Source organism: Chryseobacterium mucoviscidosis, assembly GCF_002177115.1.
GTDB classification, from domain to species: Bacteria; Bacteroidota; Bacteroidia; order Flavobacteriales; family Weeksellaceae; genus Chryseobacterium; species Chryseobacterium mucoviscidosis.
In genome coordinates this window covers 42,480-65,465 of sequence record NZ_MVAG01000064.1, presented here as the reverse complement: position 1 = coordinate 65,465, position 22,986 = coordinate 42,480, and the positions used below count along the sequence as shown (strand labels likewise).

At 34.9% G+C, this 22,986-nt stretch carries 16 protein-coding genes; 13 read left to right on the top strand and 3 right to left on the bottom strand.

Annotated features, from left to right (window positions below):
• Positions 1-87: 87 nt before the first annotated feature.
• A complete protein-coding gene (locus B0E34_RS02830) occupies positions 88-813 on the top strand; it encodes an IS256 family transposase, variant Zn-binding type (protein ID WP_087706571.1) in 726 nt (241 codons plus the stop codon).
• A gap of 374 nt (positions 814-1,187) precedes the next feature.
• Here B0E34_RS02830 and B0E34_RS02825 read toward each other — a convergent pair whose 3' ends face one another.
• Complete coding sequence (locus tag B0E34_RS02825) at positions 1,188-1,991, bottom strand: hypothetical protein (RefSeq protein WP_087706569.1); 804 nt, start codon at positions 1,989-1,991, stop codon at positions 1,188-1,190.
• A gap of 168 nt (positions 1,992-2,159) precedes the next feature.
• Here B0E34_RS02825 and B0E34_RS02820 point away from each other — a divergent pair, with 168 nt between their 5' ends.
• From B0E34_RS02820 to pckA, 8 genes are all read left to right on the top strand, one after another.
• Positions 2,160-5,012: a SusC/RagA family TonB-linked outer membrane protein gene (locus B0E34_RS02820; protein ID WP_087706567.1), complete on the top strand. Its 2,853-nt coding sequence runs from the start codon at positions 2,160-2,162 to the stop codon at positions 5,010-5,012.
• A gap of 12 nt (positions 5,013-5,024) precedes the next feature.
• A complete protein-coding gene (locus B0E34_RS02815; RefSeq protein WP_087706565.1) occupies positions 5,025-6,695 on the top strand; it encodes a RagB/SusD family nutrient uptake outer membrane protein in 1,671 nt (556 codons plus the stop codon).
• 98 nt (positions 6,696-6,793) lie between these two features.
• On the top strand, positions 6,794-8,728 hold the full coding sequence (locus B0E34_RS02810; protein ID WP_076391768.1) for a putative porin: 1,935 nt from the start codon (positions 6,794-6,796) through the stop codon (positions 8,726-8,728).
• A gap of 13 nt (positions 8,729-8,741) precedes the next feature.
• A complete protein-coding gene (bshC, locus tag B0E34_RS02805) occupies positions 8,742-10,328 on the top strand; it encodes a bacillithiol biosynthesis cysteine-adding enzyme BshC (RefSeq protein ID WP_087706563.1) in 1,587 nt (528 codons plus the stop codon).
• Positions 10,329-10,587: 259 nt separating this feature from the next.
• Positions 10,588-12,528 (top strand): LysM peptidoglycan-binding domain-containing protein, encoded by a 1,941-nt coding sequence (locus B0E34_RS02800; protein ID WP_228423000.1) that lies wholly within the window; start codon positions 10,588-10,590, stop codon positions 12,526-12,528.
• Positions 12,529-12,598: 70 nt separating this feature from the next.
• Positions 12,599-13,474, top strand: a complete 876-nt coding sequence (fabD, locus tag B0E34_RS02795; protein ID WP_087706559.1) for an ACP S-malonyltransferase — start codon at positions 12,599-12,601, stop codon at positions 13,472-13,474.
• Positions 13,475-13,488: 14 nt separating this feature from the next.
• On the top strand, positions 13,489-14,391 hold the full coding sequence (locus B0E34_RS02790) for a GYDIA family GHMP kinase (protein WP_087706558.1): 903 nt from the start codon (positions 13,489-13,491) through the stop codon (positions 14,389-14,391).
• Positions 14,392-14,521: 130 nt separating this feature from the next.
• On the top strand, positions 14,522-16,141 hold the full coding sequence (pckA, locus tag B0E34_RS02785) for a phosphoenolpyruvate carboxykinase (ATP) (protein WP_087706556.1): 1,620 nt from the start codon (positions 14,522-14,524) through the stop codon (positions 16,139-16,141).
• A gap of 65 nt (positions 16,142-16,206) precedes the next feature.
• On the opposite strand, the gene B0E34_RS02780 is transcribed toward pckA, so the two are convergent.
• Positions 16,207-16,614: a type II 3-dehydroquinate dehydratase gene (locus B0E34_RS02780; protein ID WP_087706554.1), complete on the bottom strand. Its 408-nt coding sequence runs from the start codon at positions 16,612-16,614 to the stop codon at positions 16,207-16,209.
• Between the two features lie 42 nt (positions 16,615-16,656).
• Positions 16,657-17,640: a helix-turn-helix domain-containing protein gene (locus tag B0E34_RS02775; protein WP_087706552.1), complete on the bottom strand. Its 984-nt coding sequence runs from the start codon at positions 17,638-17,640 to the stop codon at positions 16,657-16,659.
• 480 nt (positions 17,641-18,120) lie between these two features.
• On the opposite strand from B0E34_RS02775, the gene B0E34_RS20975 reads away from it, so the two are divergent.
• The 4 genes from B0E34_RS20975 to B0E34_RS02755 all read left to right on the top strand — a co-directional run bounded on the left by B0E34_RS20975 (position 18,121) and on the right by B0E34_RS02755 (position 22,796).
• A complete protein-coding gene (locus B0E34_RS20975) occupies positions 18,121-19,413 on the top strand; it encodes a phage tail-like protein (RefSeq protein WP_106408101.1) in 1,293 nt (430 codons plus the stop codon).
• A gap of 156 nt (positions 19,414-19,569) precedes the next feature.
• Positions 19,570-19,989, top strand: a complete 420-nt coding sequence (locus tag B0E34_RS02765) for a Fur family transcriptional regulator (RefSeq protein ID WP_087706550.1) — start codon at positions 19,570-19,572, stop codon at positions 19,987-19,989.
• Between the two features lie 44 nt (positions 19,990-20,033).
• Entirely contained in the window at positions 20,034-21,986 is a 1,953-nt protein-coding gene (locus B0E34_RS02760; RefSeq protein ID WP_087706548.1) for a heavy metal translocating P-type ATPase, read from the top strand.
• A 447-nt stretch (positions 21,987-22,433) separates the two neighbouring features.
• Entirely contained in the window at positions 22,434-22,796 is a 363-nt protein-coding gene (locus B0E34_RS02755; protein ID WP_087706547.1) for a hypothetical protein, read from the top strand.
• Positions 22,797-22,986: the final 190 nt, after the last annotated feature.

The following is a 22,986-nucleotide window of genomic DNA, read 5'->3' as shown; positions in this document are numbered from 1 at the left end:
TTTCCCGAACTGGATAAATGCATAGATGGCAAGGACAACTAAATATAATTCAATATTTTAGCGTCGAGTTCACGTTATTTTAACGTGATGCTTAGTAAAGCTCCAAAACTCAGTTACAACCAGAACAAGGAGGTTTATTTACTGATTGACGGCACTTATTTCTCCAATGAAATCTGTTTGGTGATTTACAGAGATAATGTTTTTAAGCAAACCCAGCTTTACAGAATTACGGACGGCGAGCATTATGAGGAACTGAAAGAGGATTTGGAAAACATCTTGAATTTAGGAATAAAAATTGGCGGGATAACCTGCGATGGCGACAAATCTCTACTGAAAGCTATCCGTAAAGTTTGTCCGAAAGTTCCTGTCCAGAGATGTTTGGTGCATATTCAGAGAATGTGCAAAATATGGCTTTCGGCTTATCCAAAGTCTGCAGCGGGTTTTGAGTTGCGAGAAATTGTCTGCAAGATTCATTTTATCGACAATGAAGTTAAAAAGCAGTATTGGATCAAAGAATTTTTAGATTGGTCTGAGAAGCATCACGAATTTTTGAATGAAAAATCATACAGTCAGGAAACCGGAAGATATTGGCACACGCACAAGATGGTAAGAAGCTGTTTTTCGGTTATCAGGAAGGCTTTACCCAATATGTTTATGTTTCTGCAAAATCCTAAAATCCCTAAAACAACCAACGGCATAGAGTCTTTTTTCGGTCATCTGAAAGGCAATCTCAATATTCATAGGGGACTTACCAAAAGCCGAAGAAAGAAGTTCATCCAATGGTATCTTTTCTATAAAAATCTAAAGTCGTAAAAGTTTTTTTAAGCCATAGAGCTGTTCCAATAATTTGCAAAAAAGGATGGCAAAGCCATCCTCTAAACTATTGTTTACAGCGTTGATTGTATTGCTGATGAGTTGCTCTTCAGCATTGCTCATTTCCTCTTCCAATCAACTGCCAAATATTACGAATTATTTCTGACAAAAACACCAACTATTTTTGACCACATTACCTTTATTTTTATGATAATGTACTGAAATATAGTTGGTGAAATTCAGGATATATTTAATAATTATGCTCGTTAATCAGAAGAGGATAAAAGCACTGGTGGAGATCAACTTTTCAGCAATAGGATTAATGTTCAAAACGATAGTTTTAAGAAGTTAGTTTTTAAAATGAGACGGCTTCTTTAGTTTTGATTTAAAAAAGTTACTAATTTTACTAGATCTTCCTCTTGATTAAATTTAATTTTATTTGACTTAAAGAACGTTTCTAGTTTTTCTTTTAATTCAGGAAATTGTTCAAAGATATTTTTTTGATTTTTAACTTTATGATATCCTTTTTCAGTTTTGATGTAATACACTGGTTCCAGCATACGGAAATTAGCAGGTCTTTCAGTAGCATAAGAGCTAGCAGCTGGAACTATATCTGTGAATTTTGTTTTTATTTTTTTTAATAAACTATTTTTACCACTTATAAGTTCAAAAAGATATCCGCTATTTTCATCTCCTGTATTTAAAAGAACGATAGTTTGCCTGGGGGAGATTATTTCAATTTTTGAAAATTTCGAATCTTTTGGCAAGACTTGTATTAAATTACCTTTCTGGAATTCTACTTCATCTTTATAAGAGTTATATCTTATTGGAATTTTTTCATAATTTTCTGCAACATTAGCCTCATGAAATTTTAAATCAAAATATGGAGAACCTTGAATTTCCTCATATTTTAAGGTTTTTCCTGTCGTTGATTTTATGCCAGAAAATACTGATTGGTCGCCTGTTACTTGATTCACTGAAAGTGTTTGTTGTGCGCATACTTTGCTAAATAAAGCTAATAAAATAATTAATTTTGTATTTTTCATTTTAATTAAATAATAAGCTAATTTAGTAAATAAAGTCATAAGATTATTAAACAACTTATTAGTAAAATTAGTTAAAATATTGTAGATTGTAATTATTCTAAATAATATAAATTGTCTTATTTTTTTTATCATAAATTCGTGTTTTAATTTGAATTATTTAACGAATTAAGATGTTGTGATTGCTATATCTGTACAATGCGTTGTTGTGTTTCTTAGTTTTTAAAGTTGTTTAAAAATAAAACTTGTAAGAGTTAAAATTTATTAACATATTTGTTGTCTTTAATATTAAAATTTGTTAATATGAATGTGAAATTACGTGTACTAACCGCAGGAGTATTGTTTTTTACTGGACAAGCTGTGCTAGCTCAAAAAAAAACTGATACGACCTCAAAGGAAACTAAAATTGAGGAAGTTGTGGTTTTGGGGTATAGTAAGACCTCAACAAAAGCTAAATCTACTACTTCATCCGTTACTGTTGGTTCAGAGACTTTAGAAAACAGACCTAATATCTCTGTTTTGAATTCTATTCAAGGAACCGCTCCAGGTATTGTTGTGAACTCCGCATCTGGATCACCAGGTTCTGGAAAATTTAATATTTTAATCAGAGGTTTAAGCTCTCTTAATGGTTCTACTGATCCTCTTTATGTAGTAGATGGCGTTATAACTTCTGGATCTCAATTTAGAAATTTAAACTCCTATGATATTGATACTTTTAGTATTTTAAAGGATGCTCAGGCAACTGCTATATATGGTAACAGAGCTGCAAATGGAGTTGTTGTAATTACAACTAAATCTGGAAGATTTAATTCTGGGCTAAAAATTTCTTATGATGCATTAACATCCTTTTCCACGATGCCTAAGCCAGACTATAATATGTCTAACGGAAGACAGTTATTGCAGATTCAAAAAAATTATGGAGGTGGGTTTGGAGCTGGTTTAACTCAAGATCAGATTGATAATTGGAATATAGATACAGATTGGAGAAAACAATTTACCCAAGTTGCAAGTTCGCAGCAACATAATTTATCAATAACTGGGGGTGGAGAAAATATCAATAACTTTTTATCCTTAGGTTATTTGGATAGTGAGGGGACGATTAAATCTACAGATTTTAAAAGATTTACATTAAGGAATAACTTGAGTGGAAAATCAAAAGATGGTAAACTTACATTTGGTACTATTATAGGTTTAGGATATTCCAAAAGAAATCAGTTAGATGATGAAACCAACACAGGAATTAGTGGAAATGTGATACAAAATCCATTATTTGGAAGTGTCCTTTCTCCATCTTATGTAATACCTTCCCCTTATGCAAATGGTCAAGCATTATATAATGCTATTGGTCAGAATAGTTCAGCAAATAGACAATGGATTCTTCAGGACAATATTAACGGTGGGATTAGAAACCGATTTACTGAGTTAAGTATTTCTGCAAATGCAAATGTTAACTATAAACTCACAGATTACTTAAGTATAGGGAATAGAACAGGAATAGAGTACAAAGAGTACGAAAGAATTTTTGCAAGATCTCCTTTAGGATATTTAGCAATTTCTGTTGCAGCGGGTCAAGGTGCTAAATATGGAGGATTTGAGCAATTTTCAACAACGCAAGATTTGACATTCAATAATATTACAAATATATCATTTAACAAGACGTTTGGAGATCATACAATATCGGCAGCTGCATATATGGATTATATCAAGGCTCATGTAATGACGAACAACCAAACTCAAAATGGATTAAATCCACTGCAGTGGTCATTTGGGGCAGGTACTGGTTATATACCTTTCAATCCAGAAACACCCAATATATATAGACCTACTGTAAGTGCCTCAAAAGTTACCGCTGGAACATTAGCGTATTTCGGAACATTTGATTATGATTACAAGGACAAATATGGATTTAGTGGAGTAGTAAGACGTGATGGGTCATATAGATTCTTACCCACAAATAGATGGGAAACATTCTGGTCTGCTGCAATTAGATGGAATCTTGATAAGGAGGAATTTATGGCAAATTCAGGATTCAGATTACTTAAGTTAAGAGCTTCAATTGGTACAACAGGAAATCAAAATCTTGGGATTGCTGCTAATAACCAAAATCCATTAGCCTTATTACCTAATAACTTTTTAGATTTATATTCTGGTGTTTCAGGTTATCAGAACTTATTAGGATACAATTTTGTGAACTTATCTAATCCTTATCTAAGGTGGGAGCAAGTAAAACAATTTAATGTTGGATTAGATTATAATTATAAAGGAATTGTAGAAGGTAGTTTTGATTATTATCAAAAAAGAACAACAAGGATGTTTAATACTTTGCAAAGATCAGCGGTTACAGGAGTTTACGGAATCAGAGGTAATGATGGTATTCTTGATAACAAAGGAGTTGAAGGTCTAATCAGATATAATGCAATCAAAACAGAAAATACAAAGCTATCAATCTTTTTAAATGGAGCATATAATTCAAATAAGATTGTTTCTATGAGTAATGAAGATTTATCTGGAGATGTCGTAAATGCTATAGGTGGACCTGCTAGCCAATATCAATTATATAGATATGTTGGAGTTGATCACTCTGATGGCGAGCAACTATTTTTAGATAAAGACGGTAATATTACAAAAACCCCAACTTCAGCAGATAGAATTTTAACAGGTAAATCTCCTTACGCTAAATTTACAGGAGGATTTGGATTCAACTTTCAACATAAAGGCTGGTTCTTAGATACATTATTCTCATTCCAGCAAGGAGGTTATATCTATGATAATTTATATTCTTGGGTGATGAATCCGGCATATGCAGGTATTAATATTAATGTTTCTTCTGACTTGTTAAATGCATGGACTCCAACTAATACAAATTCTGATATTCCTTCCTTTGATGCAAATAATGCAGGTTTAGAAGGATCTTCTGATAAATTTTTATATAAATCAGATTTTATTCGACTTAAGAATATTTCATTAGGTTATAATTTTACAAAAGACCAGTTAGGAAATTTACCAGTAAAAAGTATTAAGATTTTTGTTCAGGCGGAGAACTTATATACTTGGTCAGATTGGAAAGGATTTGATCCTGAGCCTGTAACTACATATTCATTAAATGTATATCCTAATCCTAGAACAGTTTCTGTAGGTGTAAATGTAGATTTTTAAAATAAGAGAATTATGAAAAGAATTATAAATACAATTTTAATTTTAACAACTTTATCGGCTACTACAGTTACTTTGAATAGCTGTGAAGACGCTTTAGATATTACTCAACCTGGTCAGTTGCTTGAAGATGATGTTTATACATCAGTAGCAAATTTGAATGATGTTTTAAACGGATCGGTTTATGGACAGTTGGATCCTATAGATGAAATTTATTTTACGGCTGTATTTACAGATGAAGTTAAGCCAGGTAGTGGAAGCGGAGGACAGGAGTATGAATTACATAGATTCTTTTTAGATCCTTCTACTTCGGTAGTTGGTGGAGGATCTGTTAGTACTGGTTCTAGTGATGGAATATGGCTTAATAATTATAGAGTAATTAACAGGGTAAATAGATTACTAGAAGGAGCAAAAAATGTAACTCCTACTACGGCAACAGAACAAACACAATATAAAAGTATTCTTGCGCAGGCAAGAGCTATCAGAGCTTTTTGTTATGTTCAGTTGGAATCATATTTTTCAACCAATATGAAAGATCCAAGTGCGTTAGGTGTAGTTCTGATAAAAGATGTGCCTGCAACTGATGCTAAATTACCGAGAAGTACAAATCAGGAGGTTTATGATTTTATTAATGAAGATTTAGACTATGCTAGAGGAATATTGACGTATGAAACTACTAATTCTAGATATTATGCAGATAAAAGATTTGTAAATGCACTTTCTGCACGTTTTAATTTGTATAGAGGAAATATGGTTTTAGCAAAACAATATGCTCAGGACGTAATATCAAATTCGGGATTATCATTAACTCTTGCGACTCCAATTACAGGTTCTAATCCACTTATAAACTCAGGAGCAGGAGGAGCTTCTGGTTCTCTTACCAATCCTGCTACTGCAACCTGGAATAATGCTTTTTATGGAGGTAACACAACTGCAAATGGAAATGGACTTTTAGGATCATTTAATCCATACAGAAATATGTGGAATGATACCTCAAGAGGAGAAGTACTTTTTTCACTTAATAGGCTTCCTTTAGGTGCAGGACAGAGTATTGGGACTAGATGGAATACAAACAGTTCGGCTGCTACAGGAGTTCCAATGTGGTTTTTAGGAAGAAATCTATTTAATTTAATTTACACAGCTCCTGGAGGCACAGATAAAGGAGATATAAGAAGATATACTTATATTGATCCAACATCAATAATTGCTTCAAATTACATGGATATAGATTCTAGAAATGATAGATTGGTAATAGATAAATATCCTGGTAAAACTAGTGCTGCAACAAGAAATGATATTAAAGTATTTAGATTATCTGAAATGTATTTTATTTTAGCAGAAGCTGAAACAGCTGCTGGTAATTTATCAACAGCTCAAAATCTTATTCAACAAGTAAGAGTAGCTAGAAATTACTTAGGTACAGCAACTACTCCAACGTATACAAGTGCTCAATCTGCATATGCAGATATCTTAAAAGAGCGTCGAATTGAGTTAGCCTTAGAAGGTCATCGTTATATAGATCTTAAGAGATTAGCTACATTAGCAGGTGTAACTATGGATAGAAATCCAAAAGATGATTTTGTAACTGTTACAAATCTTCCTAATAATAGTTACAAGTATACTTTACCAATTCCAGTAAAGGAAACATCAGCAAATCCAAATATTCAACAAAACCCTGGTTACTAATTTCAAAAACTAAATTGAATATTTTTTATCAACCCCGCAATTCAAGCGGGGTTTTTTATTCCCTATTATTTCTTATTTTTGCTTTACAATAAAAATAAATGAAATACCTATTTTCCATCATATTTTTCCTGAGTGTGGCAGCTCAAGCCCAGGTCGTCAACAAAACGGACTTCAATAAACTTCCCAAAGATAAAGACACGCTCGTTATCGATTCCGGGAAAAAAGACTCTTTAAAAATATTTAAGCCGACTATTAATGATTATCTCTATCAAAAGCAGTTTTCTGAAAAGAAAGTCTTTGATACGGTAATGACTTTCGATAAAACGTATATTTTTTCTCAGTATAACAATAAAGATAACTTTGGAAGAGCGCAGGTCGCAAACATAGGTGCAGGATTTAATCCGCTAACATATGAAGTGAATGCCGAACAAAATTTAGCACTATTACCAACCAACAAATCATATTGGATTTTAGGCGTTAATGACATCAATTACTATGACGTAAAAACGCCGACCGCAACCTTCATTTATCATAATGCAATGAAAAATGGAGCCGCTTTAAGATCTTCATACACACAAAACATTGGGAAAAGATTTAATTTTTCTTTGGAATACAGCGGATTGCGTTCTCAGGGAATGTACAGAAATTCATTGGCATCCAATAACAATACTTTGTTTACAGGACATTACGTCTCAAAAAGCGGAAATTATGAATTGTTTGCACACTATCTTCATCAGAATGTGAACAATCAGGAAAATGGAGGAATTGCAGTAGACAGTTTATTTCAAAACGGAGACAGCAATTCAAGGAACAGGCAGAATATGCAGGTGAATCTTACCTCTTCAAGTTCACAGTATTCCTACAGAAGATATTATTTAACCCATCAGTTTGCCCCGTTTAAATCAGAAAAAATTCCTTTTAAAATAAGACATACCATTTCTCATCAGGGAAACAAATATTACTATGCCCAAAGTGCCGCTGAAACTTACTGGTACGATGCTCCGGATGAGCTGGTGACAGGAGCTCCGCTTACTTCAAAAAAATATTCAGATAACTTCAGCAATACGGTAAGTCTGGTTTGGGACAATGAGAAATTTAAACTTGATGCCGGTCTTCGTTACCAGATGCTGAAATTTGGCTCCAATGAAATTACCCTTCCGATTTTAGTGATTCCTACAGAAATTAAAGAAAGCCGAATCGGGGCAGTCGGAAACTTACAGATTAAACTTTTTGATAAAATCCAGTTAAATTCATTTTTGGAATTTTCTAACGGAAGCCAGTTCGGAACCTATTTAAAAACAACCAACAATCTGAAATTCGAACCGGTAAAAGATTACTTTGTGAATGCAAAAGTAAACTTTCAAAGCGCATATCCATCATTCAATTATCTGTTGAATACTTCTGTGTATAATAATTACAACTATTATTTTCAAAACGCACAGAACCAAACCATCTCAGAAATCGGAGGAAGTGTTGGCTTAAAGTGGTTCAAAACAGAATTGTTCGCAAACTATTTCAGAATAGATAATTATACCTACTTTGATGCAATTGCCATGCCTCAGCAAAGCGGAAGTCCCGTTAATATTTCGCAGATCGGAGGTGACGCTACATTCAGCTATGGTAAATTTCATTTAAATACAAGACTGCACTTCCAGAACGTTTTAACCAACAAAGATTTACTTCCGTTACCCAGTTTTATAGGTCGTGCCAATTTCTTCTTCCAGTCCAAAGCCTTTAAAAATGCGGCAGAAATTCAGACCGGAATTAAAGTATATTATTTTTCGAAATTTGCATCTCGGGAATTTTTCCCTATTCTTAACGAATATATTTTGCCGGGTTCCAATTCATTTTCTATCGGAGGACAGCCGATTGCCGATGTTTACTTCAATCTGAAAGTTAAAAAAATGTTCTTTTTTATCGAAGGACAACAGGTCGGAACTTTCCTTTCTAACAACAAAGCATATGCATTTCCAAGTTATCCGGTCTACGATTTTAGGCTGAATCTGGGAATCGTATGGTATTTGTTCAACTAAAATATATATCAAGTTGAAAACTATAAAAAAAATATCTTTTCAGGATATCCAAAGCATCCCTCAGTTAATCAAAGATTTTTTAAATCATGATATCGAGGGATTTGAAGAAAAAACATTTTCTTTAGACCATTTTAAGAAACAGATCGCGCAGAAACAGAATTCTTTCACGGCGGATCAGAGAAATATTTTAGCCGGTAATTTAGAAAGGCAGCTTGCCCATCTTGAACTTTCTTCTAAACAGAACGAAAATATAGATCATTTAAGGCTTTCCAATACCTTCACCATTACAACCGGTCATCAGTTGAATCTCTTTTCAGGACCCGTCTTTTTTATATACAAGATTTTACAGACCATTAAAACCTGTACTTACTTAAAAGAAAATTTTCCTGAATTTAATTTTGTTCCTGTATACTGGATGGCTTCCGAAGATCACGACTTTGCGGAAATCAATCACTTTAAAACCGAGAACAATTTCTACGAAATAAACGAAAAATCAGGTAGTCCGGTTGGAAGGATAGAAATTAACGATACATTTTTCATATCTGAATTTGAAAGAGAATTCAAAGACTATGTTTTCGGAACCGAACTGATTTTAATGCTGAAAGAAGCTTATAAATCCGGAAATACATTAACTCAGGCAATCCAGATTTTAGTCAACAGACTGTTTTCAGACTTTGGTTTATTAATTTTAGATGGTGATTCTAAAGCGCTTAAAAATCAGATCAAAGAAACCTTTAAAGATGAACTGCTGAACTTCAGCTTATATAAAAATTCAAAAGAAAAAGTAGATTTCTTAACCGGAAAATATGGTAAAGTTCAGGTAAATCCTCGCGAAATTAATTTATTCTATCTTTCCGATACAAGAGACAGGATTGATTTTGACGGTCAGAAATACTTCGTTGTAGATAAAAATATTCAGTTTACCAAAGAAGAAATTTTAAATGAACTTGAAAATTATCCGGAAAAATTTAGCCCGAATGCTCTGATGCGTCCAGTTTATCAGGAAACAATTCTTCCTAACCTTGCTTACATTGGAGGAAATGCAGAAATCATGTATTGGCTGGAACTCAAAGATTACTTTTCAAAAATAAATATTCCTTTTCCGATCCTGATTCCCCGAAATTCCATGCTGTTTTTAAAAGAAAAAACACTCGGGAAAATAGAAAAACTGAATCTGAAAGTAGAAGATTTCTTCCAGAACTTTACAACAGTCATCAACAATAAAATGTTGGAAGATAATTCCATTCTGGAAATGTTGGAACAAAAGGAAAATACACTCATCAGTCAGTTTGCCAAACTTAAAAATATCGCCGAAACCACCGAAAAATCTTTCGGAAATATGGTGAAAGCCGAAGAAATAAGACAGTTGAAATCTTTTAAAAGAATGAAAAAACGTCTTCTTCATGCAGAAAAGATTAAAAAAAGCGAATTGATGGAAAGACTGGAAAAACTGTTTTTAGATGTAAATCCTTCTAAGAATTGGCAGGAAAGAGTTTATAATTTTAGCGTATTTTTTGCAGATCATGGATATCAGTGGTTAGATTTTTGTTTAGAAAAAATAGAAATAGAAAAATCAGAATTTATAATTATTGCTTATTAAGGATAAAGAATCTATTATTGCGTTTTAAAAATAAATGAAATGATGCAGAAAAATTCTTCTCTTTCGTCTACAAAAAAGATGTTCTGAAATTCTCAGGATAATAATTCTTAAACTGAAAGATCTATTATTTGGAGCATAACGAAGAAATTCAATTCTATCCCAAAGTAACACTCTGAATGTTAACAGAAAGTCTTTTCAAAACCAATAATTATTGTCATTTAATTTTAAAGAAGTATTTTTGCATTTATAATCACCGAATATGATAAAGAGGTTTTTTATTCTATCCAGTTTATGTATGGTTTTGGGTATGTCTGCCCAGAAATCGCACACCGTTGTAAAAGGAGATACTCCTTATAACATTGCTAAAAAATACGGACTTACTGTAGAAGAATTGCTAAAACTAAATCCTAAAGTGAAGGACGGTAAATTGGCGCTTGGAGATGTTCTTACAGTAAAAAATGATAAAGCAGCTCCTGCTTCATCAAAAACACCTGCTGGTTCAAAGCCTGTAAATAATTCTCAGCTTGGAAAAATAATTCTTCAGCCAAAACAAACCATCTACGGAATCACAAAACAATACAGAATATCCGAAACAGACCTCAGAAAAATGAATCCTGAATTGGATGCTCACATGAAGATCGGAGATGAAGTTACCCTGCCTCTTGAAAGCATTAAAAAATATGGCGGAGAACAGAGTATTGCCGTACATACTTCTCCGGTAGAAAAAACTGTTGAAACTGTTGCTGAAACTCATAGAGCAAAAGCTTCGGAAGACGAATATATTGTACAGCAGAAAGACAATTACTACAGAATTTCAAGACAGTTCAATATTACAAAAGAAGAATTGTTTGCCCTTAATCCCGGATTGGAAGAAAAAGGACTAAAACCGGGGGAAACAATTAAAATAAAAAAAGCAGGAACAAAAAATTCCGGAGCTGATATTTTTGAAGAAAATTCAAATCCGAAAACCAAAGTAGATTCAGGTAATGAAAAATCTTCATCGAACACGGTTTCTTCGGAAGACGATTATGTAACCTATACTGTTCAGCAGGGAGATACCGTTTTCTCGATTGTGAATAAATTTGGAGTTACAATAGATGAACTGATTGCGCTGAATCCTGAACTTTCCAAAGGACTGAAAACAGGAATGGTTTTAAAAATTAAAAAACTGGATCCTGCCTATGTAAAGAAAAACGGTGATGCGTTAAGCGTTGTAATGATGCTTCCTTTTGGCTACAGCACAGGAGAAACACAATATCGTACAATGGCTTTGGATTTTCTTACGGGGGCAAAACTTGCCATTGAAAGAAATGCCAGAAACGGACAAAAATTAGATATAAAAATTGTGGATTCCGGAAACGAAGCTTCGTTCCGAAATTCATTAACCCAGATAAATCCGGATAATACAGACTTAATTATCGGTCCCTTCTTCAAGTCGAACGTTGTAGATGTTCTGGACTTCACGAAAAACCAGAAAATCCCGATTGTTGCACCATTTGCCAACTCTCCTGAATTATACAACTACAGCAACCTGATTATTGTGGAAACCAACGATCAGACCTATGCCGATAAAATTGTAGAAGAAGTAAAATCTGCATTCTCGGATCAGAAAATTTATGTGGTTGCCGATTCCAAAAAAGAAAATGCCAACTACATTAAAGCTGGTCTTGAAAAAACGCTTAAAAATCCAAACATCACCATCGTAAATTCATCAGCGGATATTCAGCTTGATAAAAATATGATGACAGGACAGTCTGCTCCGGTGATCGCGATTTTAGCAAGTGATAGTGATTCGGCAGGTGAAGCTTTCGCCAACAGAGTAATCGCTTTATCCAAAGAAGTTCAGGGAGTAAAAGCTTTCAGTATGCATTATGCTCCGGTTTTCGAGAAAAAAGTAGATGATCTTAGTCTGGCAAATCTTGTCTATTTAATGGACAGAAAGATCAATACAGAAGGAAGCTTTGAAAAAGAAATTCTTGCCGCTTATAAAAATAAATACTGTAAAACACCTCCAAAATTTGCCATCGTAGGTTTTGATATTGTGAATGATATGCTGACCAGAGAAAACAAAAAAGGAGAAATTTTCAAGCAAATGAATAAAGTTCAGACTCAGCTTGCCACAAAATTTGAGTTTGTAAAATCCAAAGCAAACGGAGCCTATGTAAACACAGGATACCGTGTTATCAGATTGGTTCCATAATCATTTGATTGTGTTTTAAAGAATATTGTTAACATTATAATTATATTTGCATAATATTTTAAATTAATACATGAAAGCACTTGTATTTCCAGGGCAGGGTTCTCAGTTCGTAGGAATGGGAAAAGAATTATACGATTCTAGAAAAGACATCAAAGATCTGATGGAATCTGCCAACGAAATTTTAGGGTTTGATATCCTTTCGATGATGTTCAGAGGAACGGATGAAGATCTTAAAAAAACGGAGGTTACCCAGCCTTCAATTTTTATCCACTCGGTTGCTGCCCTGAAAGCAGTAAACGGTCTTGGAGCTGAAATGGTTGCAGGACATTCTTTAGGAGAATTTTCAGCATTGGTTGCCAATGGAGTTTTATCTTTTGACGACGGTCTGAAACTGGTTTCCGAAAGAGCAAAAGCAATGCAGGAAGCCTGTGATGCCAATCCAAGTTCTATGGCAGCTATTTTAGGACTGGAAGATGCTAAAGTGGAAGAAATCTGTGCAGCAATCAGCGGAGTTGTTGTTCCCGCAAATTATAACTGTCCGGGACAGTTGGTTATTTCCGGCGAAACAGCGTCTGTAGAAGAAGCTTGTGCAAAGCTGAAAGAAGCAGGAGCAAAAAGAGCCTTATTATTGCCTGTAAACGGAGCATTCCATTCTCCATTGATGCAGCCGGCGCAGGAAAGATTGGCTGCGGCAATAGAAAAAACAAAATTCAGAAAAGCAACCATTCCGGTATACCAGAATATTACCACCACCGCAGTTTCTGATCCTGAAGAAATTAAGAAAAACCTAATTGCACAGCTTACAGGTCCTGTAAAATGGACGCAGTCTGTTCAGAATATGATTAAAGACGGTGCCAATAACTTCGTGGAAGTAGGACCGGGAAAAACATTACAGGGACTCATCAAAAAAATTGATTCTTCTGTAGATGTAGCTTCAGCAATCTAATTAATAAAAAAATCATGGGCGAGATATTTTCACCGGGAAAGCTGATGCTTACTTCAGAATATTTCGCAATGGACGGAGCTCTTGTCTTAGCGGTACCTACCAAGCTGGGACAAGAGTTTTCTTTTGAAGAAATTCACGATGAAAAATCTCTCATTTTCTGGGAAGCCTATCATCAGAATAAATTATGGCTGAAAGCTGTCATCGATTACCAGAACTGGCAGATTTTAGAAACCAATATTCCGGCAAGTGCTGAATTTATTTTAAGGACATTAAAAAATGTTCAGTCACTTTCTACAACTACATTCAAAAATAACTTTACTTACCATTTAAAAACCAACCTTCAGTTTCCTGCAGATTACGGTTTAGGAAGCAGTTCAACTTTAATGACCAATCTTGCGGAGTGGGCGGAGATCGATCCATTTTATTTGAATAAGATAAGTCTGGGCGGAAGCGGATACGATATTGCTGTGGCAAAAGAGAAATCGGCAGTGCTGTATCAAAGTGTTCCTGAAATTAAATATGAAAAGATAAATTTTAATCCTTCTTTTAAAGATGAATTGATTTTTATTCACTTAAATCAAAAACAGGACAGCCGTGAAGGAATCAGTTTTTACAAGTCTAAAACCAGGTCCCAAAAAAGGGTTGATGAATTTTCGGATATTACAAGAAATATTTTACTATGCAATGAATTGGAAAATTTTTCTGAACTAATGTTGATTCATGAGCAAAAAATATCGAATTTTCTTGAAATTCCTACAGTTAAGGCTAAATTTTTTCCAGATTGCCCTATTTTTGTCAAAAGTTTGGGAGCTTGGGGAGGAGATTTTGTAATGAGCTCAAAATTTGATGGCTTTAAGGACTATTTTTGGGGAAAAGGTTTTCACACAATTTTCGAATGGTGTGAAATAATTGCTTGATTTTCAATTTTTTACAAGGTTTATTTTTTATTTGTCATTCTGACTTATATCATTATATTTAACCACCTTTAACAATTAATTAATATTTAATTTTGTTATACCCAAAAAAGAAATAGAAAATATAAGTAAAATGAAACACGCTAAAATCATCCAAGATTTAGAAAAATTAGGGATTAAAGGAAATTACGAAGTAGTGTACAATCCGTCTTACGAAGAATTGTATCAGGCTGAAGTTTCTCCTGAAAATCAGGGCTTTGAGAAAGCTGAGCTTACGGAATCTGGTGCAGTATCAGTAAAAACAGGAATTTTCACAGGTCGTTCTCCTAAAGACAGGTACATAGTTCAGGATGATGTTACAAGAGAAACGATTTTCTGGGACGGAAAAGTAAACTTGCCGACTACTCCGGAAATTTTTGCGTCTTGTAAAGATTTAGTGCTGAACCAACTTGCTGCTGCAAAGAAAATTTATGTAGTAGATGCTTTCTGCGGAACCAATGCAGATACGAGACTAAAAGTGAGGTTCATCGTTGAAGTAGCGTGGCAGGCACATTTCGTTACCAATATGTTTATCCGTCCTTCTCATTATGAGCTGGAAAACTTTGGTGAGCCGGATTTTACCGTAATCAATGGTTCTAAAACAACGAATCCAAACTGGGAAGCACAGGAACTGAATTCTGAAAACTTCGTGATGTTCAACCTTACTGAAAAACTTCAGATCATCGGAGGAACATGGTACGGCGGAGAGATGAAAAAAGGAATGTTCGCAATGATGAACTATTACCTTCCGCTAAAAGGAATGGCTTCAATGCACTGTTCTGCAAATGTTGGAGAAGAAGGAGACGTAGCTCTTTTCTTCGGACTTTCAGGAACAGGAAAAACAACTTTGTCTGCAGATCCTAAAAGATATCTGATCGGAGACGACGAACACGGTTGGGATAACAACGGAGTGTTCAACTATGAAGGAGGTTGCTATGCAAAAGTAATCGATCTTTCGGAAGAAAAAGAACCGGATATTTTCAGAGCCATTAAAAGAGATGCGCTTTTGGAAAACGTGGTGGTAAACAACGGAGTTTCAGATTATACAGACGGATCAATCACAGAAAATACAAGAGTTTCTTATCCTATTTATCATATCAATAAAATTGTTCTGCCTTCAAAAGCAGGACACGCAAAAAAGATCGTTTATCTTTCAGCAGATGCTTTCGGAGTATTGCCTCCGGTTTCTATTTTGGATGAAGATCAGGCACAATACCACTTCCTTTGCGGGTATACATCGAAATTAGCGGGAACTGAAAGAGGAATTATCTCTCCGGAACCGTCTTTCTCTCCTGCATTCGGGGAAGCTTTCTTAACATTGCACCCAACAATGTACTCTAAAACATTAATCGGGAAAATGAAAGAACACGGTGCAAAAGCATATCTGGTAAACACAGGATGGAACGGAACAGGAAAGAGAATTTCTCTGAAAGATACAAGAGCTATTATCGATGCGATCATCGACGGATCTATCGAAAATGCTCCGAAAACAAGAATTCCGATCATAAATCTGGAAGTTCCTACCGCATTGCCAAATGTTTCAGAAGGAATCTTAGATCCTAGAAATACGTATAATGATGCTTCTGAATGGGAAGAAAAAGCAAAAGACTTAGCTTCAAGATATATTAAAAACTTTGAGCAGTACTGCAATACCGAAGAAGGTAAAAAATTAATTCCTTCCGGTCCTCAGTTACAGGAGCAGACAACCAACTAAAAATAGAAATCCTCATCGTGCGATGAGGATTTTTTTATTTGTATTCCTGAAAATTTCTAGGGAAATTATTTCAGACTTAAAACAGCCAGTCTGTAGCCTTCCATCCCGAAACCGGATAAAACAGCATCCGTATTTGCCGCAGTTACAGATTTCTGGCGGAATTCTTCTCTTTTGTAAATATTGCTGATGTGAACCTCAACTTTTGGTTTTCGGATATTCTTTAAACAGTCGGCAATAGCATAAGAATAATGCGTAAAAGCTCCCGGATTAATAATCAGGGCATCAAATTCATCTTTCTGAAGCTGGTTGATAATTTCACCCTCGATATTAGACTGATAATATTCCAGTTTATGCGAAGGAAAATCGGCTCTGAGACGATCCAGATAATCCTCCATGGAAACTGTTCCGTAAATTTCTGGCTCTCGGGTTCCTAATAAATTCAGATTGGGACCATTCACGATAAGAATTTTCATTGAAAATAATTTATTCAAAGATAGCACATTTTAAAAACACAATTAAATGGTATTTTTAAGATGTTTCTGGAAATATTCCGAAGGCGTTATCCCTTCAATCTGTTTAAAAGCACGGTTAAAAGTCGACTGGTTCGAAAAACCGGCTTCCGTGTACAAATACATTAACGTTGCTTTCTGAAAATCGATTTCGGTGAATAGTTTTTTCACATAATTTACCCTGCACGTATTCAGATAACTGTTAAAATTAGGATACCCTTTGTAACGGATTGCTTTTGAAATATAACTGCTGTTAACTTCCAATGCAACACTCAAAGCAGAAAGGTTGAATTTCATATCCTTAAATAACAGTTTTTCATTCATGGAAATTTCAATTCTGGAAAAAAGTTTTTCCATACTCTCTATGTTTTCGGCAGTACTTTCGGCAGAGATATCCGCTGTTTTTTTATCCTCTGCAATTATTATCTTTTCTGTTTTCTCAAATTCCGAAAGAATTTCCAGCCTTCTTATTTTGTCTTTATAATAAATAAGCAGCGTAACCACTAAAATATTAGAAATAATGATGATAATATCTGTGAACAAAACCGTTTTCTGGGTACGTTCAGGAAATTCCAGATTGAAATTTGCGGTAATAAAATAACAGGCTAAAATAATAAGTACGGTATAAAGCGTGTAAAGAAAAACCTCTTTTTTTGAAAAGAAAATGTAGGCTCCGATAGGAATTGGCAGATACCAGCAAAAACTTACCACAGAATAATCCCAAAATGCCAGTACAATATAAATATTGAAAAGAGGCGCAATTAAAAGATGAAGATGAACAATTGTAGATTGTTTAAATCTTCCTCTCATCAGAAAATAAGTGTATCCCAGAAAAAATAATGCCGATCCCAAATACCAGATAAGAAAATTATCATAAGTATAAAATGTAAAGATAAAAATATAAAAAGCTAAAATGGCAAGCATGAGAATCACATACCTGTCCATGAGTTCCTGTTTCAGTTTTTCAATTTGTTCAAATTTTGTACTCATTTGTATTTTACTTCATTTTTACAAGTTTAAGCAGGCATTTTCAATAAATGACTTTTTTAAAGTATTGATATGTAAGCAAATATAATCATTGTAAATCATTTTCAGAATTATGATTTGCATAGCTCTTTTTTTGATTTATCAGAGGAAATAACTTTGCAAAACAATTTTTAACTAAAAAATGTACAAGATCAATGCTTCTAAGAATAGGGCATTTTTGTGACAAGGTGATGAAGATCTTTTTATTTATTACAAACAAAAAGAACAATAGAGTTCAAAATTAGAGAAAATAAATTGATAATGAATATTAATTAAACACGTCATTCCGATTTTTCATAAAGTCAGTATATAAAGAATATTTAATCTGCATAAAAAAATAAACAGATCAATCAGAGTCTATAAATTCTAAAAACAACAAATGAAGCAAAACTGAAAATGAGTTTTTAAAAAGTCTTTTTCAAAATCCCTTAAAAAAACATTCTTATGAGAAAAATTATTTTATCGATGACCATCGTGGCCTTTAATCTTTTTTATTCCCAAGTGGGGATTAATACATCCAATCCAAAAGGTATTTTTCATGTAGACGGAGCAAAAGACAATCCGTCAACAGGAAATCCTACGGCTGCACAACAGGCAAATGATTTTGTGGTAACCTCTTCTGGTAATGTTGGGATTGGAACCAACTCGCCGAATTCTTCTGCACTGCTGGACGTGAATGTGGACGGACTGGCTTCAGGAAGCAAGAAAGGCTTTTTGGGTCCGAAAGCAGCGCTAACTTCACAGACAGACCAGACAACCATCCCTTCTCCGGCAACAGGACTCTTGGTTTACAATTTAGGAACCGGAGGATTAGTCTATAACGGCTATGTTTTTTGGAACGGAACAGAGTGGAGAACCTTTAATAACGGATCTTTAGCGCCCGGAACAGTAGGAACAATTACCTGTAACGGAATTACCCTCTCTCCAAGTACATACACAACAGGAGTTCCTTATACCGGCACAATGAATGTCCCTTATACCGGAGGAAACGGAGGAATTTATGCTGCACAGACAATAGGTCCTGTAAACGGACTTACCGCAACTTTATCCGCAGGAAATTTTAACTCCGGCTCAGGAACGCTGAGTTATACCGTTTCCGGAACACCTACCGTAACAAGTCCCATTACAACTACATTTTCTTTAAATATCGGAGGCAAAACATGTAATGCCGTAATTGGAGCAGGAGACGGGCTGGCTCCCGGTGATCTCGTATTTTACAAAGCCGGATTTTCCGCAAATGTCTCTGGCTGGATGAGTGCTTTTGTTACAGATTTGCCGATTATCGGAGGAAAAATAAGACTTGATGCATGGTTCAACGGAGCTTCCAACGGAGGAAACGGAAGCGTAACGATGTGGCCAAGACTGGTAAATACATCTTCATCTCCGGTGAAACTGTGGTTTAGTGCCTTAACCAACGTAGACCGTTTTAATGCCTCAAATTATCTTTTGGCTCCAAGTACACCTACAGGTTCAGGAGCTACCCTTGCTCCTTCTGCGTATATGGAACTCGATAACGGAATTTACTACGGAGTAGGATATAATGATATCTTAGGATCTACAACACCAAGAGCAACAGGAAGCGGGGAAGGCGGACATCAGGAAGTTCTTACAATGGATCTTTCTTTAGATGATAAATGGTACAGAGTCTATTATTTCCCAACAGTTGATAATATGAATACAACAAGTACAGCAGATAATATGAGAGTAATTTATCTGTCGATCCAAAGATTATACTAACACTTCAGTATTTTGAAGCAGTGTGTTTTTCAAGAGTGGTTTGTAATGAACCGCTCTTTTTTGCTGTTTAGCTTTTTTTATTAAAATAGAATGAACATTCACAGAAACAAATTTTAAAACCACTAACTTTGAAATGGATATGCTAAATAAAATCGTATGAAAAAGGACATTGAGAATAAATTAATAAATAAAAATACCAAACCTACAAGCATGAGGATTTTGGTGTACGATTTTTTGAGTTCTCAGGAAGCCGCCCTTTCTCTTTCAGAAATTGAAAATCATTTTGAAAATGCAGACCGGACAACCATTTACCGCACTCTGAAAACATTTGAAGAAAAAGGAATCGTACACAGCATTCAGGAAAATACGACAACAAAATACAAACTCTGCCACGATGGATGCGATGAACATACCCACAAAGACTGGCATCTTCATTTCTACTGTAAAATCTGCAAACAGACCACCTGTAAAGAAGATATTTCGTTTCCCGAAAACATTCAGACCCAATTCAGGATCGACGAAATAAGGCTTTTTGCTAAAGGAATCTGCGAAAACTGTCTGGAAAGTTTGCAATAGCATTGCACGCATTTTGACTGTAATTTTGAATAAAAATTTAAGTTATGGAAGAATGCTGCAGCACAAAACCGAAAAAAGATCACCAACATCATCATGAAGGTCACGACCACGATCATTCTCATGAGACGGGAGATCAGTCTGTTTTCAGGATGTTTCTTCCTGCAATCATCTCTTTTGGATTGTTATTAATAGGAATCGCTTTGGATCATTTCATCAAAGCTGAATGGTTTTCCGGCTGGATTCGTCCGGTTTGGTATCTCATCGCCTATATTCCGGTTGGTCTTCCGGTTTTGAAAGAAGCGTTCGAAAGCATAAAAAACGGAGATGTATTTTCCGAGTTTTTCTTAATGGGAATCGCCACCGTAGGTGCTTTTGCCATCGGAGAATATCCGGAAGGCGTTGCGGTCATGCTTTTTTATTCCGTTGGCGAGGTTTTTCAGGCAATGGCGGTAACAAGAGCCAAAACCAATATCAAATCTTTACTCGATCAGCGTCCCGATGAGGTGACCGTTTTAAAAGACGGAAAACCTCAGATTATGAAAGCCGAAAAAGTAAACATCGGAGATGTCATTCAGTTAAAATCCGGAGAAAAATTAGGCTTAGACGGAGAATTATTATCTGAAACTGCCTCATTCAACACTTCTGCTTTAACCGGAGAAAGTAAACCCGATACCAAAACAAAAGGCGAAACTGTTTTAGCCGGAATGATCAATCTCAATACAGTAAGCGAAGTAAAAGTAACCACCGCTTACAAAGATAGCAAACTGAGCAAAATTTTAGAACTCGTTCAGAATGCGACTGCTCAAAAAGCTCCCACCGAATTATTCATCAGGAAATTTGCTAAAATCTACACCCCGATTGTTGTATTTCTTGCCATCGGAATCACATTTATACCCTATTTATTTGTAGAAGATTACCAGTTCAGAGCGTGGCTGTACAGAGCCTTGGTTTTCCTTGTGATCTCCTGTCCGTGTGCTTTGGTGATTTCCATTCCGTTGGGATATTTCGGAGGAATCGGAGCGGGAAGCCGAAACGGAATTTTATTTAAAGGAAGCAATTTCTTAGATATTTTGGCAAACGTTCAGAATGTAGTGATGGATAAAACCGGAACGATGACGGAAGGCGTATTCAAAGTTCAGGAAGTTAATTTTAATGATGAATGTAATACAGATGATATTTTAAAACTCGTTAATGCTCTGGAAAGTAAAAGCTCACATCCCGTAGCAACGGCTATTCATGAATATGTGGGAGAAGTCGATCATTCGATTCTGTTGGAAAATGTGGAAGAAATCGCAGGTTATGGTTTAAAAGCAGTCATCAACGGAAAAGAACTGTTGGTCGGAAACTTAAAACTGATGGATAAATTCAACATCAGATATGATATTCAGACTGAAAATATCGTCTATACTTTAATTGCTGTTGCATATGACAACAAATTTATAGGGTATTTAACAATTGCAGATTCTGTTAAAACTGATGTACAATTAACCATCAATAAATTAAAATCTTTAGGAGTAAAAACCACAATGCTGAGCGGAGATAAATCCTCCGTCGTGAAACACGTTGCCGATACATTAGGCATTCAGAACGCTTACGGAGATCTGCTTCCCGAAGACAAAGTCAATAAAGTGAAGGAAATAAAAGCAAAAAATCAAACCGTTGCTTTTGTAGGCGACGGAGTAAATGATGCTCCCGTTGTTGCGTTAAGCGATGTCGGAATTGCTATGGGCGGATTGGGAAGTGATGCGACGATTGAAACAGCAGATGTTGTCATTCAGGATGATATGCCGGGTAAAATCCCGATGGCCATTAACATTGGAAAACAGACAAAGAAAATTGTGTGGCAAAATATCATTCTGGCATTTTCGATCAAAGCGGTTGTTCTAATTCTCGGAGCAGGAGGTTTGGCAACCATGTGGGAAGCCGTTTTCGCCGACGTCGGAGTGGCGTTACTTGCCATTTTAAATGCGGTAAGAATTCAACGGATGAGGTTTTAATAAGCCGGAAGAGGGAAGTAGGATGATAGAAACTTATTGTATTGCGAATATATTGTCAAAAAGCTGTTTAATCATCAATAGGAACGGGCTTTAGCCCGTTTGCAAGGATAAATTTTTCAATCCGGCTTTAGCCAAAATTTATTTTCTCCTACAGATTTCGCAGATTCCTTTAATCATCATAAAGCATTTTTATTCATCTGTGAAAATCCGTGGTTTCGTGGTAGAATATTAATCAGCTTTATCTGCGAAATCTGCGGGAGAAAATAAAAAGTTTCCTGCAGATTTTGTGGATTTTTAATGCTTTAAATTATTTATCCGAAGCTGTGGAATTTGAGAAATCTCTACGAAAATAAAGCGTACAATTAAACCATTGCCAAAACTGACTTTCATCATAATCTATCTTAAAAACAAAATTTCATTAGTATATTTGTAGAGTAGAATACATCATTGAAGTTTTTCGTTTCCATATTTATCATTTTTACGATTGCATTACGTCCCGTTTTGCCTTTGATTAATTATGCCGTTAATTATGACTACATCGTAAAAAACCTTTGTGAAAACAGAAACATTCCGCAATCCACCTGCAAAGGAAAATGCTACGTAGAAAAAGAACTGGCAAAAACAGAAAAACAGTCCAATACCAATCAGACAGTAAAAATTTCAGGACTTGATGTATTTATCTCCCATGAAATACTTTCCTTTTCAGATAACAGTCAGTTGAGTGTTTTAAACAAAAACTCAGACTCAGATTATATCAGTTTTCATACTTCAGAATATTTTTCCAGAATATTCCATCCTCCTCTTGTGTAAAGTTTTAAACTAAATTTTCAGTAATTATTTTAACGGATAAATTTCAATAAGCTTTTAAGAGTTTTAGACTTGCTTTATATATGTCAGAAGCTTGAAATAAATATGATTTCTTAATAAGACTTAACTTCTTCAATCTTCTTAATGGTTTAAATTAATTCAGTAAGTATTAAATTTAGTTTAAAAATTCAAT

What these genes read in the sequence shown, in the direction of transcription:
- B0E34_RS02830 (WP_087706571.1), top strand. Translation starts at nt 88, where the DNA reads ATGCTTAGTAAAGCTCCAAAACTCAGTTACAACCAGAACAAGGAGGTT.
- B0E34_RS02825 (WP_087706569.1), bottom strand. Translation starts at nt 1,991, where the DNA reads ATGATAAAAAAAATAAGACAATTTATATTATTTAGAATAATTACAATC.
- B0E34_RS02820 (WP_087706567.1), top strand. Translation starts at nt 2,160, where the DNA reads ATGAATGTGAAATTACGTGTACTAACCGCAGGAGTATTGTTTTTTACT.
- B0E34_RS02815 (WP_087706565.1), top strand. Translation starts at nt 5,025, where the DNA reads ATGAAAAGAATTATAAATACAATTTTAATTTTAACAACTTTATCGGCT.
- B0E34_RS02810 (WP_076391768.1), top strand. Translation starts at nt 6,794, where the DNA reads ATGAAATACCTATTTTCCATCATATTTTTCCTGAGTGTGGCAGCTCAA.
- B0E34_RS02800 (WP_228423000.1), top strand. Translation starts at nt 10,588, where the DNA reads ATGATAAAGAGGTTTTTTATTCTATCCAGTTTATGTATGGTTTTGGGT.
- fabD (WP_087706559.1), top strand. Translation starts at nt 12,599, where the DNA reads ATGAAAGCACTTGTATTTCCAGGGCAGGGTTCTCAGTTCGTAGGAATG.
- B0E34_RS02790 (WP_087706558.1), top strand. Translation starts at nt 13,489, where the DNA reads ATGGGCGAGATATTTTCACCGGGAAAGCTGATGCTTACTTCAGAATAT.
- pckA (WP_087706556.1), top strand. Translation starts at nt 14,522, where the DNA reads ATGAAACACGCTAAAATCATCCAAGATTTAGAAAAATTAGGGATTAAA.
- B0E34_RS02780 (WP_087706554.1), bottom strand. Translation starts at nt 16,614, where the DNA reads ATGAAAATTCTTATCGTGAATGGTCCCAATCTGAATTTATTAGGAACC.
- B0E34_RS02775 (WP_087706552.1), bottom strand. Translation starts at nt 17,640, where the DNA reads ATGAGTACAAAATTTGAACAAATTGAAAAACTGAAACAGGAACTCATG.
- B0E34_RS20975 (WP_106408101.1), top strand. Translation starts at nt 18,121, where the DNA reads ATGAGAAAAATTATTTTATCGATGACCATCGTGGCCTTTAATCTTTTT.
- B0E34_RS02765 (WP_087706550.1), top strand. Translation starts at nt 19,570, where the DNA reads ATGAAAAAGGACATTGAGAATAAATTAATAAATAAAAATACCAAACCT.
- B0E34_RS02760 (WP_087706548.1), top strand. Translation starts at nt 20,034, where the DNA reads ATGGAAGAATGCTGCAGCACAAAACCGAAAAAAGATCACCAACATCAT.